Below are 14,208 nucleotides of genomic sequence, written 5' to 3' on the forward strand. Positions count from 1 at the left end.
CGCAAGAAGGCGCTGCGGGCCACCGAGGCCAACAAGAAGGTCTTCGAGACGCAACGCGCCCAGCTTGAGGCGCAGAACCTGGCCAAGAAGGGCGAGGCCGAAAAGGTCGCCGCCAAGATGGTCGGCCTCAGCGTGGCCCTGCTGCGCCAGGCCGGCGACAGCGGCCAGCTCTATGGCTCGGTCAGCGCCCGCGACATCGCGGAAGCTGTCACCGCCGCCGGCTTCACCCTGAACCGCAACCAGGTGGCCCTCATCGACCCGATCAAGGCGGTGGGCGTTTACACCGTGAAGGTGTCGCTGCATCCGGAAGTCAGCGTCGACGTGAAGGTGAATGTCGCCCGCTCCGAGGCCGAGGCCGAGAAGCAGGTGGCGACCGAGAGCCTGCTGGACGAAGGCGTCACCGTCGAAGGCGAAGAGGCCGAGGAAGCCGAGGGCGAGGCCGAACAGGCCTGATCCCCTTTCCTGTCCGTATTACAGATCGGGCCGGCAGCAATGCCGGCCCGATTCGTTTTTGAAACACGCTTTATACATATGAACGATGCCTGTGGATTTCTTCTGCTAACATACTGACTTATCGAATTGACTTATCCCCAGCGAGAATTCGGGGGATAATGTGCCGTCAATGAAAATCTGGACTGGAAGTGCGGGGCCGCATCGTCGTTAATGCCGCCCCGCTGCGTGGCTTCGCAACAGAACCGTCATAGCGCAGTCACGAAAGGCAAGGCCGGTCCACTGGCCGTACACTGAAGTTGGGAAGAAGTCCGCAATGGCTGTGGTGACCACGTTTTCCGCTCCGACCGCCAATGAACAAGTCGCCCAGGGGACCAATGGGGGGCTGAATACCGCCGGCGAGCCGGCCTTCCGCATCCAGCCGCACAACGTGGATGCCGAGCAGGAGCTGCTGGGCGCCATCCTGGTCAACAACGACGCCGCCATGAAGGTGTCGGGCTTCCTGCAGCCGGAGCATTTCTTCCACGAGGCCCATCGCCGCATCTATCAGGCGACGCTCACGCTGATCGAGCGCGGCGAGATCGCCAATCCGGTGACGCTGAAGGCCTATTTCGAGCGCGACGAGGTGATCGCCAAGGCCGGCGGCACCACCTACCTCGCCCGCCTGGCCGCCGCCGCCACCACGGTGATCAACGCCGAGGACTATGCCAAGGTGATCCACGACCTGGCCCTGCGCCGCGAGCTGATCGGCATCGGCGAGGACATGGTCAACCGCGCCTACGACCCCAAGATCGACGAGCCGGCCTCGGACCAGATCGAGCAGGCCGAACAGAAGCTGTTCAAGCTGGCCGACGAGGGCAATTCGGAAGGCGGCTTCGTCTCGTTCAAGGATTCGATCACCAAATCCATCGAGATGGTGCAGGCGGCCTACCAGCGCGGTGGCCTTTCGGGCGTTACCACCGGCCTGAAGGACATGGACGCCAAGCTGGGCGGCCTGCATCCCTCCGACCTGATCATCCTGGCCGGCCGCCCCTCGATGGGCAAAACCGCGCTGGTCACCAATATCGGCTTCAACGCGGCCAAGGCCTATTTCGAAAGCGGCGGCACGGAAGGCGCGCCGGTGGCCTTCTTCAGCCTGGAAATGTCGTCAGAACAGCTCGCCACGCGTATCCTGTCGGAGCAGACGCGCATCCAGTCGGAACGCCTGCGCCGCGGCGACATCACCGACGAGGAATTCACTCGACAGATCGTGCCGGTGTCGAAGACGCTGTCGCAGATCCCCTTCTTCATCGACGATACCGGCGCGATCTCCATCGCCCTGCTGCGCAGCCGCGCCCGCCGGCTGAAACGCACGCACAATATCGGCATGATCATCGTCGACTACCTGCAGCTGGTGCGCGGCGCCAATTCGCGCAAAAACGACAACCGCGTACAGGAAATCTCGGAAGTGACCCAGGCGCTGAAGGCGCTGGCGAAAGACCTGAACGTGCCGGTGATCGCGCTGTCGCAGCTCAGCCGCGCCGTGGAAAGCCGCGACGACAAGCGGCCGCAGCTCTCCGACCTGCGCGAATCCGGCTCGATCGAGCAGGATGCCGACGTGGTGATGTTCGTGTTCCGCGAGGAATACTACGAGGCCCGCAAGGAGCCGACCATGGACACGCCCGAACATGCCGCCTGGCAGGAAAAGATGGCCCGCATCGCCAACCTGGCCGAGGCCATCATCGGCAAGCAGCGCCATGGCCCCATCGGCAAGGTGGTGCTGCAGTTCGAGAGCGAATTCACCCGCTTCAGCGACTATATCGCCCCAGACCACCTGCCCGAGGCCTACTGAGCGCCCCCTAGGCTCAGGTAAATATCTGGAAACCCTGAATTACAGGGCTGTAACCTTACCGGATAATTACTCATCCTGATTGCATTCCCTGCGTAGAAACGGACGTCACCGGCGTTAGCGCCACCCAACGTCTGAACTACCAGCGGGAGAGCTGTCATGTCCTTTTTCAACAACCTCAAGATCGGCGTACGCGTTGCCATCGTATTGCTGATCGCCGCCATCGGCCTGGGTGCCGTGGGCTTCCTCGGCGTTCGCGACATCATGATCTACGACGCGAAAGTCGAGGAGCTGACCGACACCGCACGGCGCGCCATCTACGCGGAAAAAATCAATGGCCTGGTCAATGCCGTGGTGATGGACTCGCGTGGCGTCTACATGGCGAAGGACACCAACGACGCAAAGCGTTTCGCCAAGGGCCTGCTGGCCAGCCTGGACGAAATGGAAAGACTGATCCCGCTCTATGAGAAGACCCAGACGGCCGATCATCTTGCCGCCTTTCAGGAGCGCAAACAAGCGCTGACCGATTTCATCAAATTCCGTCGCGAGACCGCCCGGCTCGGTACCGAGGTAAGCCCGGCTGCTGCCAACGAACAGGGCAACAACGAGGCCAACCGCGCCAACCGCAAGGCGGTGAACGACCAGTTGGTGGAAGCCGCCACTCGCAACGACAAGGCCATCGACGAGATCACGGCCTATCTGCATGCCTTCGGCGAACGGGAAGTCCCGATGCTGATCGGCCTGTCCGCCGGCATCGCCCTGCTCACCATCGCGCTGGGCCTGGCGATTTCGATGCTCACCATCACGCGGCCCATCGCACGGCTGGCCGGCGGCATGAATGTGCTGGCCCAGGGCGACACCAGCGCCGAGGTCTTCGGTGCCGGCCGCAAGGACGAGATCGGCCAGATGGCCGGCAGCGTGCAGGTGTTCAAGGACAACATGATCGCCCGCGAGAAGGCGGAAGCCGAAATCGCCGAACAGCGCCGCGTAACCGAGGAGCAGCGCGCCGCCCGCGAGGCCCGCGAACGCAAGGCCATCGAGGAGATTTCCGATCTCTGCGACAAGGCCGCAGCCGGCAGCCTCGACACCCGCCTGAACGAGGCCGACAAGGACGGCTTCCTGCTCACCATCAGCCAGCGCCTGAACGGCCTGACCGGCATGCTGCAGCAGATGACCGGCGAACTCGCCACCGTCACCGGCGGCATGGCTCATGGCGACCTGACCCGCAAGGTCACCGGCAGCTACCAGGGTGTGTTCGGCGACCTGAAGGACAGCGTGAACGGCATGGCCGACAAGCTGCGCGATTTCGCCGGCCGCCTGAACGAAAGCGCCGAACTGGTGAAGAGCGCCTCGGCCGAGATCTCGACCGGCAGCCAGGACCTGGCCCAGCGCACGGAAAGCCAGGCTGCCTCCATCGAGGAAACGGCAGCGTCGATGCACGAGATCACCACGACGGTGAAGCAGAATGCCGACAACGCCCAGGCCGCCAGCCAGATGGCAGCCATGGCGCGCGACGCAGCCAACAAGGGCGGCCAGGTGATGGGCGACGTGGTGAATGCCATGGGCCGCATCGAAGGCTCCGCCGGCAAGATCGCCGACATCGTGGGCCTGATCGAGGAGATCGCGTTCCAGACCAACCTGCTGGCCCTGAACGCCTCGGTCGAGGCTGCCCGCGCGGGTGAAGCCGGCAAGGGCTTTGCCGTGGTGGCGCAGGAGGTGCGTTCGCTCGCCCAGCGCGCCGCCGATGCCTCGCGCGACATCAAGACGCTGATCACCGAGTCGAACGGCCAGGTCCGCGAAGGCGGCAAACTGGTCGGTCAGGCCGGCGAAACGCTGACCGAGATCGTCGGCGCGGTGAAGAAGGTGACCGATATCGTCTCCGAGATCGCCGCCGCCAGCCGCGAACAGTCGACCGGCCTGGAGCAGATCAATACCGCTGTGGGCCAGATGGACGAGATGACCCAGCGCAACGGCGCCCTGGTGGAGGAAACCTCCGCCTCGGCTCAGGCTTTGTCGGAGCAGGCCGCCGAACTGGCCAACCTGGTCGGCTTCTTCAAGACCGGCAACAACTCGGCTGCCGCTCCGGCGGTCAGCGCCGCAAAGCCCGCCGCCAAGGTGGTTGCGCTGAAAAAGCCCGCCGCTGCCAAACCCGTGGTCGCGGCGAAGACCACCGCGCAGGCCAAGCCGGCTGCCAAGCCCGCCGCACAGCCTGCACAGCAGGCCAATGACGAAGACTGGCAGGAGTTCTGATCATGGATACCTATGACGCCCTTCTGATCAATGTGGCGGACCAGACCTATGCGCTGCCGCTGCTGCAGATCCAGGAAATCCGCGGCTGGTCGCCGGTCTCGCCGCTGCCCGACACCGATCCGAGCTGCCTCGGCGTGATCAATCTGCGCGGCCAGGTGCTGCCGGTCTTCGATGCCCGCCGCATCCTCGGCAAGCCTGCACCTGAGGCGCGGCCGCAGGATGTGATCGTGGTGGCGGTGCTGCGTGGCAAACCGCTCGGCCTGCTGGTCGACAGCGTCTCCGACATCGTGAGCATCGACACCGGCCGGATCAGCCGCGCCGACGAGGGCGAAGCATGGTCCTCGGGCGTGGTGGACGGCATCGCGACGGTCGGCGAGAAGCTGGTGCCGCTGCTGGCCCTGCAGAAGCTGGCCGGCAACCGCCTGCCTGATCAGGGCATCATCGCCGAACAGGATGCCGCCGCTCTGGAAGACCTGACGGCGGCCGCGTAAATCCGCCAATTCCTGCGGCGGCGGACATGCGCCGCAGGAATTTCCGATGCGTTGCGTGTTTATGGGTGACGACGGTGTTCAGTTTCCTCCCGCGCCGTCTCCGCTCCGGTTCCGATTAAATCCGGGAACCGGAGCGGCACCCGCCCGCAACCCAGGAGTATTGTCATGTCCGTCCGTAACCTCCTCATCGCCACCAGCGTGATTGCCACCGGCTTTGCCGGCGGCCTTGCCTTTGCCCAGCCCGGCCAGCAGATGGGCCCCGGCTCAATGGGTCCTGGCCCGCATGGCCAGCATATGCAGATGCAGGCCGACCAGGCCGGCCCGGCCCGCTTCATCGAAGGCCGCATCGCCTTCCTGCGCACCGAACTGAAACTCACCGCCGCCCAGCAGCCGCTGTTCGACACGCTGGCCAACGAGATGCGCGCCAGCGCCACGGCGATGCAGGCCCGCTTCGAGGCTCATCGCCAGCAGGCCAGTGCACAGCAGCCGGTTCAGCTTTCGGCCGTCGAACGGCTGGAGCAGCGCCAGGCCATGATGAAAGACATGGTGGCCGCGCAGGACCGCTACCTCGCCGCGCTCAAGCCGCTCTACCAGTCGCTGTCGGACGAGCAGAAGAAAACCGCCGATACCCTGCTGGCCAGGGGCATGGGCGGGCCTGGCATGGGCAAGCATGGCATGATGGGCAAACACGGCCCCCGGTATCACTGAGCAGCCGACATCATTCCAATACCGAGGCGGGGCTTCACAGCCCCGCCTTTTCCATGTCGCAACGGCCATGCTACACCTGCGCCATGGACCTCAACGCCGCCACCGCCTCCCTCTCGCCCTTCACGCTTGGCGTATTGGCCAGCGTGGTGGCGGGCTTCATGGCCACCACCCTAGGCGCGCTGCCGGTGTTTTTCCTGCGCAGCATCCGCGACAGCACGCAGAACCTGATGCTGGCCTTTGCCGCCGGGGTGATGCTGGCGGCCACCTTCTTCTCGCTGCTGCTGCCGGCGCTGGACCAGGCCGAGACCGGACTGGGCAATCCCAGCCGGGCGGCCCTGGCAGTGATCGCCGCGCTGCTGACCGGTGCGCTGATCATGCATCTGGCGCATCGCTATGCACCGCATGAGCATTTCGGCGAGAAAGGCCGCGAAGGCATGGATGCCGGCCGGCTGGCCCGCGTCTGGCTGTTCGTGATCGCCATCGCCCTGCATAACTTCCCCGAGGGCCTGGCGGTGGGGATCGGCGCGGCCAGCGGCGATTATGCCAGAGGGCTGGGCGTCACGCTGGGCATCGGCCTGCAGAACCTGCCCGAAGGTCTGGCCGTGGCGGTGGCCCTGCGCGGCCAGGGCTACGACCGCCGCCATGCCTTCCTGATCGCGGCGCTGACCGGTGCGCTGGAACCGCTGGGCGGCATCGTGGGTGCCGGCGCGCTGGCGATCTCGGCCGGCCTGCTGCCCTGGGCGCTGGCCTTCGCCGCCGGCGCCATGCTGTTCATCATCTCGTCGGAAGTGATCCCCGAAACCCATCGCCACGGCGTGGAGCGCGGCGCCACCATTGCCCTGTTCGGCGGTTTCGTGGTGATGCTGTATCTGGATGTGGCCCTCGGATGATGTTTCCGGGCTGAAAAAATCCTGGGCTAGGCGCCGCGCTTCCACTCCGCCAGCAGGATGCCGCCCAGCACCAGCACCAAGGCGGCCACGTGATACAGTGCAAGCTGCTCGTTCAGGATCAGCATGGCAAATCCCGTACTGAACAGCGGCATCAGGTTGGTGAACAGGCCGGCACGGCCGGCACCGATCAGCTCGACGGCGCGGATGAAGAATATCTGCGACAACAGCGACGGGAAGATCGCCACGTAGAGCAGCACCAGCCAGCCCTTCCAGGTCGGGATGTAGAATTCCCCGGCCATGATCTCGATACCCAGCAGGATGATCGACGAGATCGCCGCCGCTGGCGCCATCGCGGCGAAAAAAACCAGGCCGGGCACCAGCGGCCGGTTGCGCAGCAGTACGGAATAGCCGGCATAAAGCACGGTAGCGATCAGGATCAGGATGTCGCCGCGGTTGATGGTGAGCGCCAGCAGGGTGGCGAAATCACCCTTGGCGGCCGTGACCACCACGCCCACCATCGACACAGTCATGCCGATCCATTGCAGCAAGCGCACGCGCTGGCCGAATACCATGAACGCGCCGATGAAGATCAGCGCCGGCATGGCGGCATTGATGATGCCGATATTGATGGCGGTGGTGGTATGCGCCGACCAGTAGAGCAGCGTGTTGTAGCCGGTATAGCCCAGTGTGCCCATGGCGCCGAGATACCACAGCCGCGGCTTCAGCGTGGGCCAGTGTTGACGCAGGCCCCGGCCGCTGACGGCGAACATGATGCTGGCCACCACCAGCCAGCGCAGGCAGGTGAGCGAGGCCGGCGAGATTTCGCCCACGGCCAGGCGGCTGACCACCGAATGGCCGCCCCACATGGCGGTGGTGAGCACCAGAAGCAGATAGGGACTGGAATAAATGCCCTGAACGATGGGCTGGATGGGCTGGAACACGGACGGCAACTCCCCCGGAAGACGCACATGGCGATGCGGACGCAAAACGACTCTGATCGCCCTCTTCCGTGGCCAATCCCCCTTGTCCGTACTCTGGCCCAGCCCGGCGGGCCGGACAAGGTCACAGAACCGGCATTTAACTCTGTCGCTTTCGGCAGGTCTGCGCTAAACACCGGCCATGACCGATTTCGGCGACCAGGCGATTCTCACCATCGATCTTGATGCGCTGGTCGCCAACTGGCGCCGGCTGGGCGGCATGGCCCCCAACAGCGAATGCGGCGCGGTGGTGAAGGCCGATGCCTATGGCCTGGGCGCCGCGAAAGTGGGCCCCGCCCTGTTCGCCGCCGGTTGCCGCCGCTTTTTCGTGGCCCATTCCACCGAGGCGCTGGCCCTGCGTGCGGCGGTGCCTGACGGCACGATTCATATCCTGCATGGCCCGGCTGCCGGCGCGGAAGCCGATCTGGCCGCCGCGAACCTCTGCCCCGTGCTGTCCACCCCGGGGCAGATCGCCGCCTGGGCGGCCGAGGCCCGCCGGCTGGGCCGCAAACTGCCGGCTGCGATCCATATCGATACCGGCATGAACCGCCTGGGCCTGAGCGAGGCGGAAGCCAATATCCTGGCCCAGGACCCCAGCGCGCTGGACGGCCTGGAGATCGGTTTCGTCATGACCCATCTGGCCTGCTCGGATGAGCCGGACCATCCGCTGAACCAGACCCAGCGCGAGCGCTTTGCCACCTGGCGCCAGCGTTTCCCCGACCTGAAAGGCAGCCTGGCCAATTCGGCCGGCATCTTCCTGGGCGCCGGCTTCCATCACGACATCCTGCGGCCCGGCATCGCGCTGTATGGCAGCAACCCGCTGGACCCCGCCGCCGGACCCCGCCGCGAAGCCAGCCGGATGGCGGAAGTGGTTCATCTGCAAGGCAGAATCCTGCAGGTCCGTTCCGTTGACAGGGGCGATACCGTTGGCTACGGTGCCGGCTATATCGTTGAAAAACCGAGCCGAATCGCCACCGTGGCGGTTGGCTATGCCGATGGGTTCACGCGCGCGCTGTCGGGTCGGGGCAGTGCCGTCATCAAGGGTCGCCAAGGCCATGTCAGGGTGCCTATCGCGGGTCGGGTTTCCATGGATCTGATCACACTGGATGTCTCCGCGCTGGACGCGGCCGATTGCGTGCCGGGCACGCCTGTCAGCCTGCTGGGCGGCGGCATCGACATCGACGAACAGGCCGCATCGGCCGGCACCATCGGCTATGAACTGCTGACCCAGCTGGGCCGGCGCTACCGCCGCGTCTACACGGGCGCTTCTCTTCGGGGCGCTGCATGAACCCGCTTGCCGTCATCGGGCGCGTTTTCCTGAATTTCCTGGCCGCCATCGGCCGGGTCAGCGTCTTTACCTTCCATGGCGTGCGCCATGTGTTTGCGCCGCCGGTCTACCTGCGCCTGACCGGCAGACAGATGATGGTGATCGGCTATTTCTCGCTGCCGGTGGTCGGCCTCACCGCGCTGTTCACCGGCATGGTGCTGGCGCTGCAGATCTATCTGGGTTCGTCGCGCTTCAATGCCGAGAATGCCGTGGCCTGGATCGTGGTGCTGGGCATCACGCGCGAGCTTGGCCCGGTGCTGGGCGGCCTGATGGTGGCGGGCCGCGTTGCTTCCGCCATGGCGGCTGAAATAGGAACGATGCGCGTGACCGAGCAGATCGACGCGCTGACCACGCTGTCCACCAACCCTTACAAATACCTGGTGGCGCCGCGCATCATTGCCGGCGTGGTGACCCTGCCGATCCTGATCCTGGTGGCCGACATCATCGGCGTGATGGGCGGCTATCTGGTCGGCACTCACAAGCTGGGCTTCAATGCCGGCACCTATCTGAAGAACACCTTCGACTTCCTGGAGACCATGGACGTGGTCTCGGGCCTGGTGAAGGCGTCGGTGTTCGGCTTCATCATCGCATTGATGGGCTGTTATCACGGCTTCAATTCCAAGGGCGGCGCCCAGGGTGTCGGCCGCGCCACCACCGACGCGGTGGTATCGGCCTCGATCCTGATCCTGATCGCCAATTATTTCGTCACCGAACTCTTCTTCTCGGGCACATGAGCAGCGACGCCAAGATAGCCCTGCGCGGGGTGCACAAGCAGTTCGGCAAGAAGGTGGTGCTGGACGGCATCGACCTGGAAGTGCCGCGCGGCAAGTCGCTGGTGGTGATCGGCGGCTCGGGCACCGGCAAGTCGGTGATGCTGAAATGCGTGCTGGGCCTGATCCGGCCGGAGCGCGGCGAAATCCTGATCGATGGCCAGGATGCGATGAAATTCAGCGCCGGCGAGCGCGAAGAGGCACTGCGCAAGTTCGGCATGCTGTTCCAGGGTTCGGCGCTGTTCGACAGCCTGAAGGTCTGGGAAAACGTCGCCTTCGGCCTGATCCAAGGCCGCCGCATGAACCGCGACAAGGCCAAGGACATCGCGCTGGAGAAGCTGGGCCAGGTGGGTCTGGGCCCGGAAGTGGGCGAACTCTCGCCGGCCGAGCTGTCGGGCGGCATGCAGAAGCGCGTGGCGCTGGCGCGCGCCATCGCCGCCGAGCCCGAGATCATCTTCTTCGACGAACCGACCACCGGCCTCGACCCGATCATGGCCGACGTGATCAACAACCTGATCAAGGATTGCGTACAGAAACTGGGCGCCACCACGCTGAGCATCACCCATGACATGGCCAGCGCGCGCAAGATCGCTGACTACATCGCCATGATCTACAAGGGCCGCATCATCTGGCACGGCACCGCTGCCGAGGTCGATAAGTCCGGCAACGAGTATGTCGACCAGTTCATCCACGGTCGGGCGGAAGGTCCGATCAAGATGGAAGTCCTGAAACCTTGAGCCGGTTACGCACAGTTTCACAAATCGTCACCCCGGCCTTGAGCCGGGGTCCCATTTCCTTGGCGCCGCTAAATGGGATCCCGGGTCTCCGCTGCGCTACGCCCGGGATGACGAGAACGGGCGGATAATGGCCAAAGCGACGGAGTCCTTCGTCTGCCAGAGCTGCGGCGCCGTCTACCGCAAATGGCAGGGCCGCTGCGATTCCTGCGGCGGGTGGAACACCATCCTGGAGGAAGCGCCGAAGGTCGCCGTGCCCAAGGGGCTGTCGGCCGGCAAGGGCAAGGCGATCGGCTTCGCGTCCTTAAGCGGCCAGCCAGACAAGGTGGTGCGCACCGTCACCGGCATCAATGAGCTTGATCGCGTGCTGGGCGGCGGACTGGTGCCCGGCTCTGCCATCCTGATCGGCGGCGATCCCGGCATCGGCAAATCCACCATCCTGCTGCAGGCCGTGGCGCAACTGGCGCGCCGTGGTGCCACGGCGCTCTATGTCTCGGGCGAAGAGGCCGTGGCGCAGATCGGCCTACGCGCGCAGCGTCTGGGGCTGGCCGATGCGCCGGTGATGCTGGCGGCGGCCAACTCCCTGCGCGACATCCTGGCCGGCATCGACACGGCCATGGCGCAGGGCAAAGGCGCGCCGGCGGTGGTCGTGATCGACTCCATCCAGACCATCTTCGCCGACAATATCGAAAGCGCACCCGGCACGGTGAACCAGGTGCGCGCCTGCGCCCATGAACTGATCCGCGTAGCCAAGCAGTCGAACGCCGCCGTGTTCCTGGTCGGCCATGTGACGAAGGACGGCCAGATCGCCGGCCCGCGCGTGGTCGAGCACATGGTCGATACCGTGCTGTATTTCGAGGGCGAACGCGGGCACCAGTTCCGCATCCTGCGCGCGGTGAAGAACCGTTTCGGCGCCACCGACGAGATCGGCGTGTTCAGCATGACCGATGGCGGCCTGTCGGAAGTGCCCAATCCGTCCGCCCTGTTCCTCGGCCGCTCGGAAGCGGGCAAAGGCGAACCGGTGGCGGGTTCCGCCATCTTCGCGGGTATGGAGGGCACGCGGCCGTTATTGGTGGAAATCCAGGCTTTGGTCGCGCCCTCGCCGCTGGCCACGCCGCGCCGGACCGTGGTGGGCTGGGATACCGGACGGCTGGCCATGGTTCTGGCCGTGCTGGATGCGAGATGCGGCTTGCGTTACTCGGGCTGCGACGTCTATCTCAACGTCGCCGGCGGCCTCAGAGTCGTCGAGCCGGCCGCCGACCTGGCTGTGGCCGCCGCCCTGCTCTCGGCGCTGGCCGACAGCCCGGCGCCGGAACGCACGGTGTTCTTCGGCGAGATCAGTCTGGCCGGCGAGGTGCGCCCGGTGAGCCAGGCCGAATCGCGGCTGAAAGAAGCCGCCAAGCTGGGCTTCGAGCATGCGGTGATGCCGGCCGGAGCGAAGAACAAGGTGAAGGGTATCGGGACGAGCGAACTGATGCGGCTGAACGAACTGGTCGAACTGTTTCCCGCCGCCCGGGCCGCCGCCAAGCGGGCCGCCGCCGGCCGCAACCAGCATAGCGGCTGGACCGGGCAGGAGGAGGACGCCTGATGTCGTCCCTGCCGGTCAACATCGTCGACCTGATCGTCATCGTCGTCCTGCTGCTGTCGGCCCTGCTGGCGCTGTTCCGCGGCATCGTGAAGGAAGTGCTCTCAATCCTGGGCTGGGTGGCTGCCCTCGCGGCGACCTATTTCTTCTTCCCCTATGCCCGCGACATCGCCCGCATCTATATCGAATCGCGGCTGTTCGCCGATATCGCCGCCGGCATCGCCCTGTTCCTGCCCACCCTGATCCTGTGTTCGCTACTGACCCACTGGATTTCCGAGCAGGTGCGCGCCTCGGCCATCTCGGCGGTGGACCGCAGCCTGGGCTTCCTGTTCGGCCTGGCGCGCGGCGCCCTGATCGTGGTGGTGGCCTGGTGGATCGTCGACCGCCTGGTCCCGGTGCCGACCCAGCCGGCCTGGCTGCTGGAGGCCCGCACCCGGCCACTGGCCGTGATGGGCTATAGCTGGGGCGCGGAAATGATCCTGCGACAACTCGACCCAAGCCGGGTGCCCGAAAAACGGGTACAACCCGGCCCTGCCCCGACCCCGGTGCCGACGCACCAGACCCAGGGGGGCCAAAGCCAGTCCGGCGGCGCTGACTCGCGCGGCCAAACCGGCTATAAGACCGAGGAACGCCAGGGCATCGACAGTCTTATCCGGCAGGACAAGCCTTGAAGCCGCCGCGAGCCTGCCCCATCTACACCGCTCGCGGGCGACGGAGCCGCTGACCATGCAGACCAATCCCTTCGACGACGACAAGCTGCGTGAGGAATGCGGCATCTTCGGTATTTTCGGCAGCCCTGACTCGGCCGCCAATACCGTGCTTGGCCTGCACGCACTTCAGCATCGCGGCCAGGAAGCCGCCGGCATCGTCGCCTACCATGAAGGCCGCTTCAACAGCCACCGGGCGCTGGGTCATGTGGCACCGAACTTCTCATCCGAGAAAGTGATCCGCGACCTGCAGGGTAACAGCGCCATCGGCCATGTGCGCTATTCCACCTCGGGCGCGACGCTGCTGCGCAACGTGCAGCCGATCTATGCCGACCTGGAACTGGGCGGCATCGCGCTGGCCCATAATGGCAACCTGACCAACGCGCGCATGATCCGCGACGACCTGGTGGCCAAGGGCAGCATCTTTCAGTCCACCATGGACACCGAGGTGATCACCCATCTGGTCGCGCTCAGCCGCAAGACCAGCGTGGTGGACCGCATCGTCGACGCTCTGAAGCAGATCGAGGGCGCCTATGCGCTGGTGGCGCTGACGCCGAAGAAGCTGATCGGCGTGCGCGATCCCTGGGGCGTGCGGCCGCTGGTGCTGGGCAACCTGAAGGGCACGCCGATCCTGGCGTCCGAGACCTGCGCGCTGGATATCCTGGGCGCCGATTTCGTGCGCGACATCGAGCCGGGCGAACTGGTGGTGATCGATGCCGAGGGCATCCATTCGCACCACCCCTTCCCGCCGGTGCAGCGCCGCTTCTGCATCTTCGAATACATCTATTTCGCCCGCCCGGATTCGCAGGTGGAGGGCCTGAGCGTCTATGAGGCGCGCAAACGCATCGGCGCCGAGCTGGCCCGCGAGAATCCCCTCGAGGCCGACGTGGTGATCCCGGTGCCGGATTCCGGCGTGCCGGCAGCCATCGGCTATGCCGCCGAGAGCGGCATCCCGTTCGAGCTGGGCATCATCCGCAACCATTATGTCGGCCGCACCTTCATCGAGCCGACCGACCAGATCCGCCATCTGGGCGTGAAGCTGAAGCACAATGCCAACCGCGCCTATATCCAGGGCAAGCGGGTGATCCTGGTGGACGATTCCATCGTGCGCGGCACCACCTCGACCAAGATCGTCGAGATGGTGCGCGAGGCCGGCGCCAAGGAAGTGCATATGCGCATCGCCTCGCCGCCGACGACGCATAGCTGCTTCTACGGCGTGGATACGCCGGAACGCTCCAAGCTGCTGGCGGCGACGCACAGCGTCGAGGAGATGACCAAGTTCATCAAGGCCGACAGCCTCGCCTTCCTCTCCATGGACGGCCTCTATCGCGCCATGGGCCGCCCGGCCCGCGATGCCGCCAAGCCGGCCTTCTGCGATGCCTGCTTCTCGGGCGATTATCCCATCGGCCTGACCGACGAGGCCGACCGCACCACGCGCGGCCCACGCCAGCTCACCCTGCTGGCCGAAACCGGCTAGTTTCCAAGACAGAG

Annotated in this window: 13 protein-coding genes; 12 read left to right on the forward strand and 1 reads right to left on the reverse strand. The window is 65.5% G+C overall.

The annotated features are described in order from the left end of the window. The 6 genes from rplI to ACK4FJ_RS16680 form a co-directional block, all read left to right on the forward strand. The coding region (rplI, locus tag ACK4FJ_RS16655; protein WP_409767856.1) for a 50S ribosomal protein L9 at positions 1-453 on the forward strand (453 nt) is incomplete at its 5' end. A 313-nt stretch (positions 454-766) separates the two neighbouring features. After that, the gene (locus tag ACK4FJ_RS16660) at positions 767-2,281 is read left to right on the forward strand and encodes a replicative DNA helicase (protein WP_409767857.1); all 1,515 of its coding nucleotides are present in this window, start codon (positions 767-769) and stop codon (positions 2,279-2,281) included. Positions 2,282-2,437: 156 nt separating this feature from the next. Then, positions 2,438-4,528 (forward strand): methyl-accepting chemotaxis protein, encoded by a 2,091-nt coding sequence (locus ACK4FJ_RS16665; protein ID WP_409767858.1) that lies wholly within the window; start codon positions 2,438-2,440, stop codon positions 4,526-4,528. A 2-nt stretch (positions 4,529-4,530) separates the two neighbouring features. Beyond that, positions 4,531-5,019, forward strand: a complete 489-nt coding sequence (locus ACK4FJ_RS16670; protein ID WP_409767859.1) for a chemotaxis protein CheW — start codon at positions 4,531-4,533, stop codon at positions 5,017-5,019. Between the two features lie 165 nt (positions 5,020-5,184). Further along, entirely contained in the window at positions 5,185-5,727 is a 543-nt protein-coding gene (locus tag ACK4FJ_RS16675) for a Spy/CpxP family protein refolding chaperone (protein WP_409767860.1), read from the forward strand. A gap of 53 nt (positions 5,728-5,780) precedes the next feature. Next, positions 5,781-6,617: a ZIP family metal transporter gene (locus tag ACK4FJ_RS16680; RefSeq protein ID WP_409767861.1), complete on the forward strand. Its 837-nt coding sequence runs from the start codon at positions 5,781-5,783 to the stop codon at positions 6,615-6,617. A gap of 26 nt (positions 6,618-6,643) precedes the next feature. Here the strand turns inward: ACK4FJ_RS16680 and ACK4FJ_RS16685 are convergent, their stop codons facing one another. Continuing rightward, positions 6,644-7,558 (reverse strand): DMT family transporter, encoded by a 915-nt coding sequence (locus ACK4FJ_RS16685; protein ID WP_409767862.1) that lies wholly within the window; start codon positions 7,556-7,558, stop codon positions 6,644-6,646. Positions 7,559-7,736: 178 nt separating this feature from the next. Here ACK4FJ_RS16685 and alr point away from each other — a divergent pair, with 178 nt between their 5' ends. The 6 genes from alr (at position 7,737) to purF (ending at position 14,194) form a co-directional block, all read left to right on the forward strand. After that, entirely contained in the window at positions 7,737-8,882 is a 1,146-nt protein-coding gene (gene alr, locus ACK4FJ_RS16690) for an alanine racemase (RefSeq protein ID WP_409767863.1), read from the forward strand. Next, positions 8,879-9,655, forward strand: a complete 777-nt coding sequence (locus tag ACK4FJ_RS16695; RefSeq protein WP_409767864.1) for an MlaE family ABC transporter permease — start codon at positions 8,879-8,881, stop codon at positions 9,653-9,655. Before alr ends, ACK4FJ_RS16695 begins: the two co-directional genes overlap by 4 nt. After that, positions 9,652-10,428, forward strand: a complete 777-nt coding sequence (locus tag ACK4FJ_RS16700) for an ABC transporter ATP-binding protein (RefSeq protein ID WP_409767865.1) — start codon at positions 9,652-9,654, stop codon at positions 10,426-10,428. The genes ACK4FJ_RS16695 and ACK4FJ_RS16700 overlap by 4 nt, the downstream gene beginning before the upstream one ends. Positions 10,429-10,555: 127 nt before the next feature. Then, on the forward strand, positions 10,556-12,013 hold the full coding sequence (radA, locus tag ACK4FJ_RS16705) for a DNA repair protein RadA (RefSeq protein WP_409767866.1): 1,458 nt from the start codon (positions 10,556-10,558) through the stop codon (positions 12,011-12,013). Beyond that, positions 12,013-12,681 (forward strand): CvpA family protein, encoded by a 669-nt coding sequence (locus ACK4FJ_RS16710; RefSeq protein ID WP_409767867.1) that lies wholly within the window; start codon positions 12,013-12,015, stop codon positions 12,679-12,681. Before radA ends, ACK4FJ_RS16710 begins: the two co-directional genes overlap by 1 nt. 55 nt (positions 12,682-12,736) lie before the next feature. After that, positions 12,737-14,194: an amidophosphoribosyltransferase gene (purF, locus tag ACK4FJ_RS16715; RefSeq protein ID WP_409767868.1), complete on the forward strand. Its 1,458-nt coding sequence runs from the start codon at positions 12,737-12,739 to the stop codon at positions 14,192-14,194. Positions 14,195-14,208 lie beyond the last annotated feature (14 nt).

This window comes from Ferrovibrio sp., from assembly GCF_046297595.1.
Taxonomy (GTDB): domain Bacteria; phylum Pseudomonadota; class Alphaproteobacteria; order Ferrovibrionales; family Ferrovibrionaceae; genus Ferrovibrio.

Bases quoted from the DNA above. Each gene is read 5' to 3' on its own strand.
- ACK4FJ_RS16660 (WP_409767857.1), top strand. From the start codon at position 767: ATGGCTGTGGTGACCACGTTTTCCGCTCCGACCGCCAATGAACAAGTC.
- ACK4FJ_RS16665 (WP_409767858.1), top strand. From the start codon at position 2,438: ATGTCCTTTTTCAACAACCTCAAGATCGGCGTACGCGTTGCCATCGTA.
- ACK4FJ_RS16670 (WP_409767859.1), top strand. From the start codon at position 4,531: ATGGATACCTATGACGCCCTTCTGATCAATGTGGCGGACCAGACCTAT.
- ACK4FJ_RS16675 (WP_409767860.1), top strand. From the start codon at position 5,185: ATGTCCGTCCGTAACCTCCTCATCGCCACCAGCGTGATTGCCACCGGC.
- ACK4FJ_RS16680 (WP_409767861.1), top strand. From the start codon at position 5,781: ATGTCGCAACGGCCATGCTACACCTGCGCCATGGACCTCAACGCCGCC.
- alr (WP_409767863.1), top strand. From the start codon at position 7,737: ATGACCGATTTCGGCGACCAGGCGATTCTCACCATCGATCTTGATGCG.
- ACK4FJ_RS16695 (WP_409767864.1), top strand. From the start codon at position 8,879: ATGAACCCGCTTGCCGTCATCGGGCGCGTTTTCCTGAATTTCCTGGCC.
- ACK4FJ_RS16700 (WP_409767865.1), top strand. From the start codon at position 9,652: ATGAGCAGCGACGCCAAGATAGCCCTGCGCGGGGTGCACAAGCAGTTC.
- radA (WP_409767866.1), top strand. From the start codon at position 10,556: ATGGCCAAAGCGACGGAGTCCTTCGTCTGCCAGAGCTGCGGCGCCGTC.
- ACK4FJ_RS16710 (WP_409767867.1), top strand. From the start codon at position 12,013: ATGTCGTCCCTGCCGGTCAACATCGTCGACCTGATCGTCATCGTCGTC.
- purF (WP_409767868.1), top strand. From the start codon at position 12,737: ATGCAGACCAATCCCTTCGACGACGACAAGCTGCGTGAGGAATGCGGC.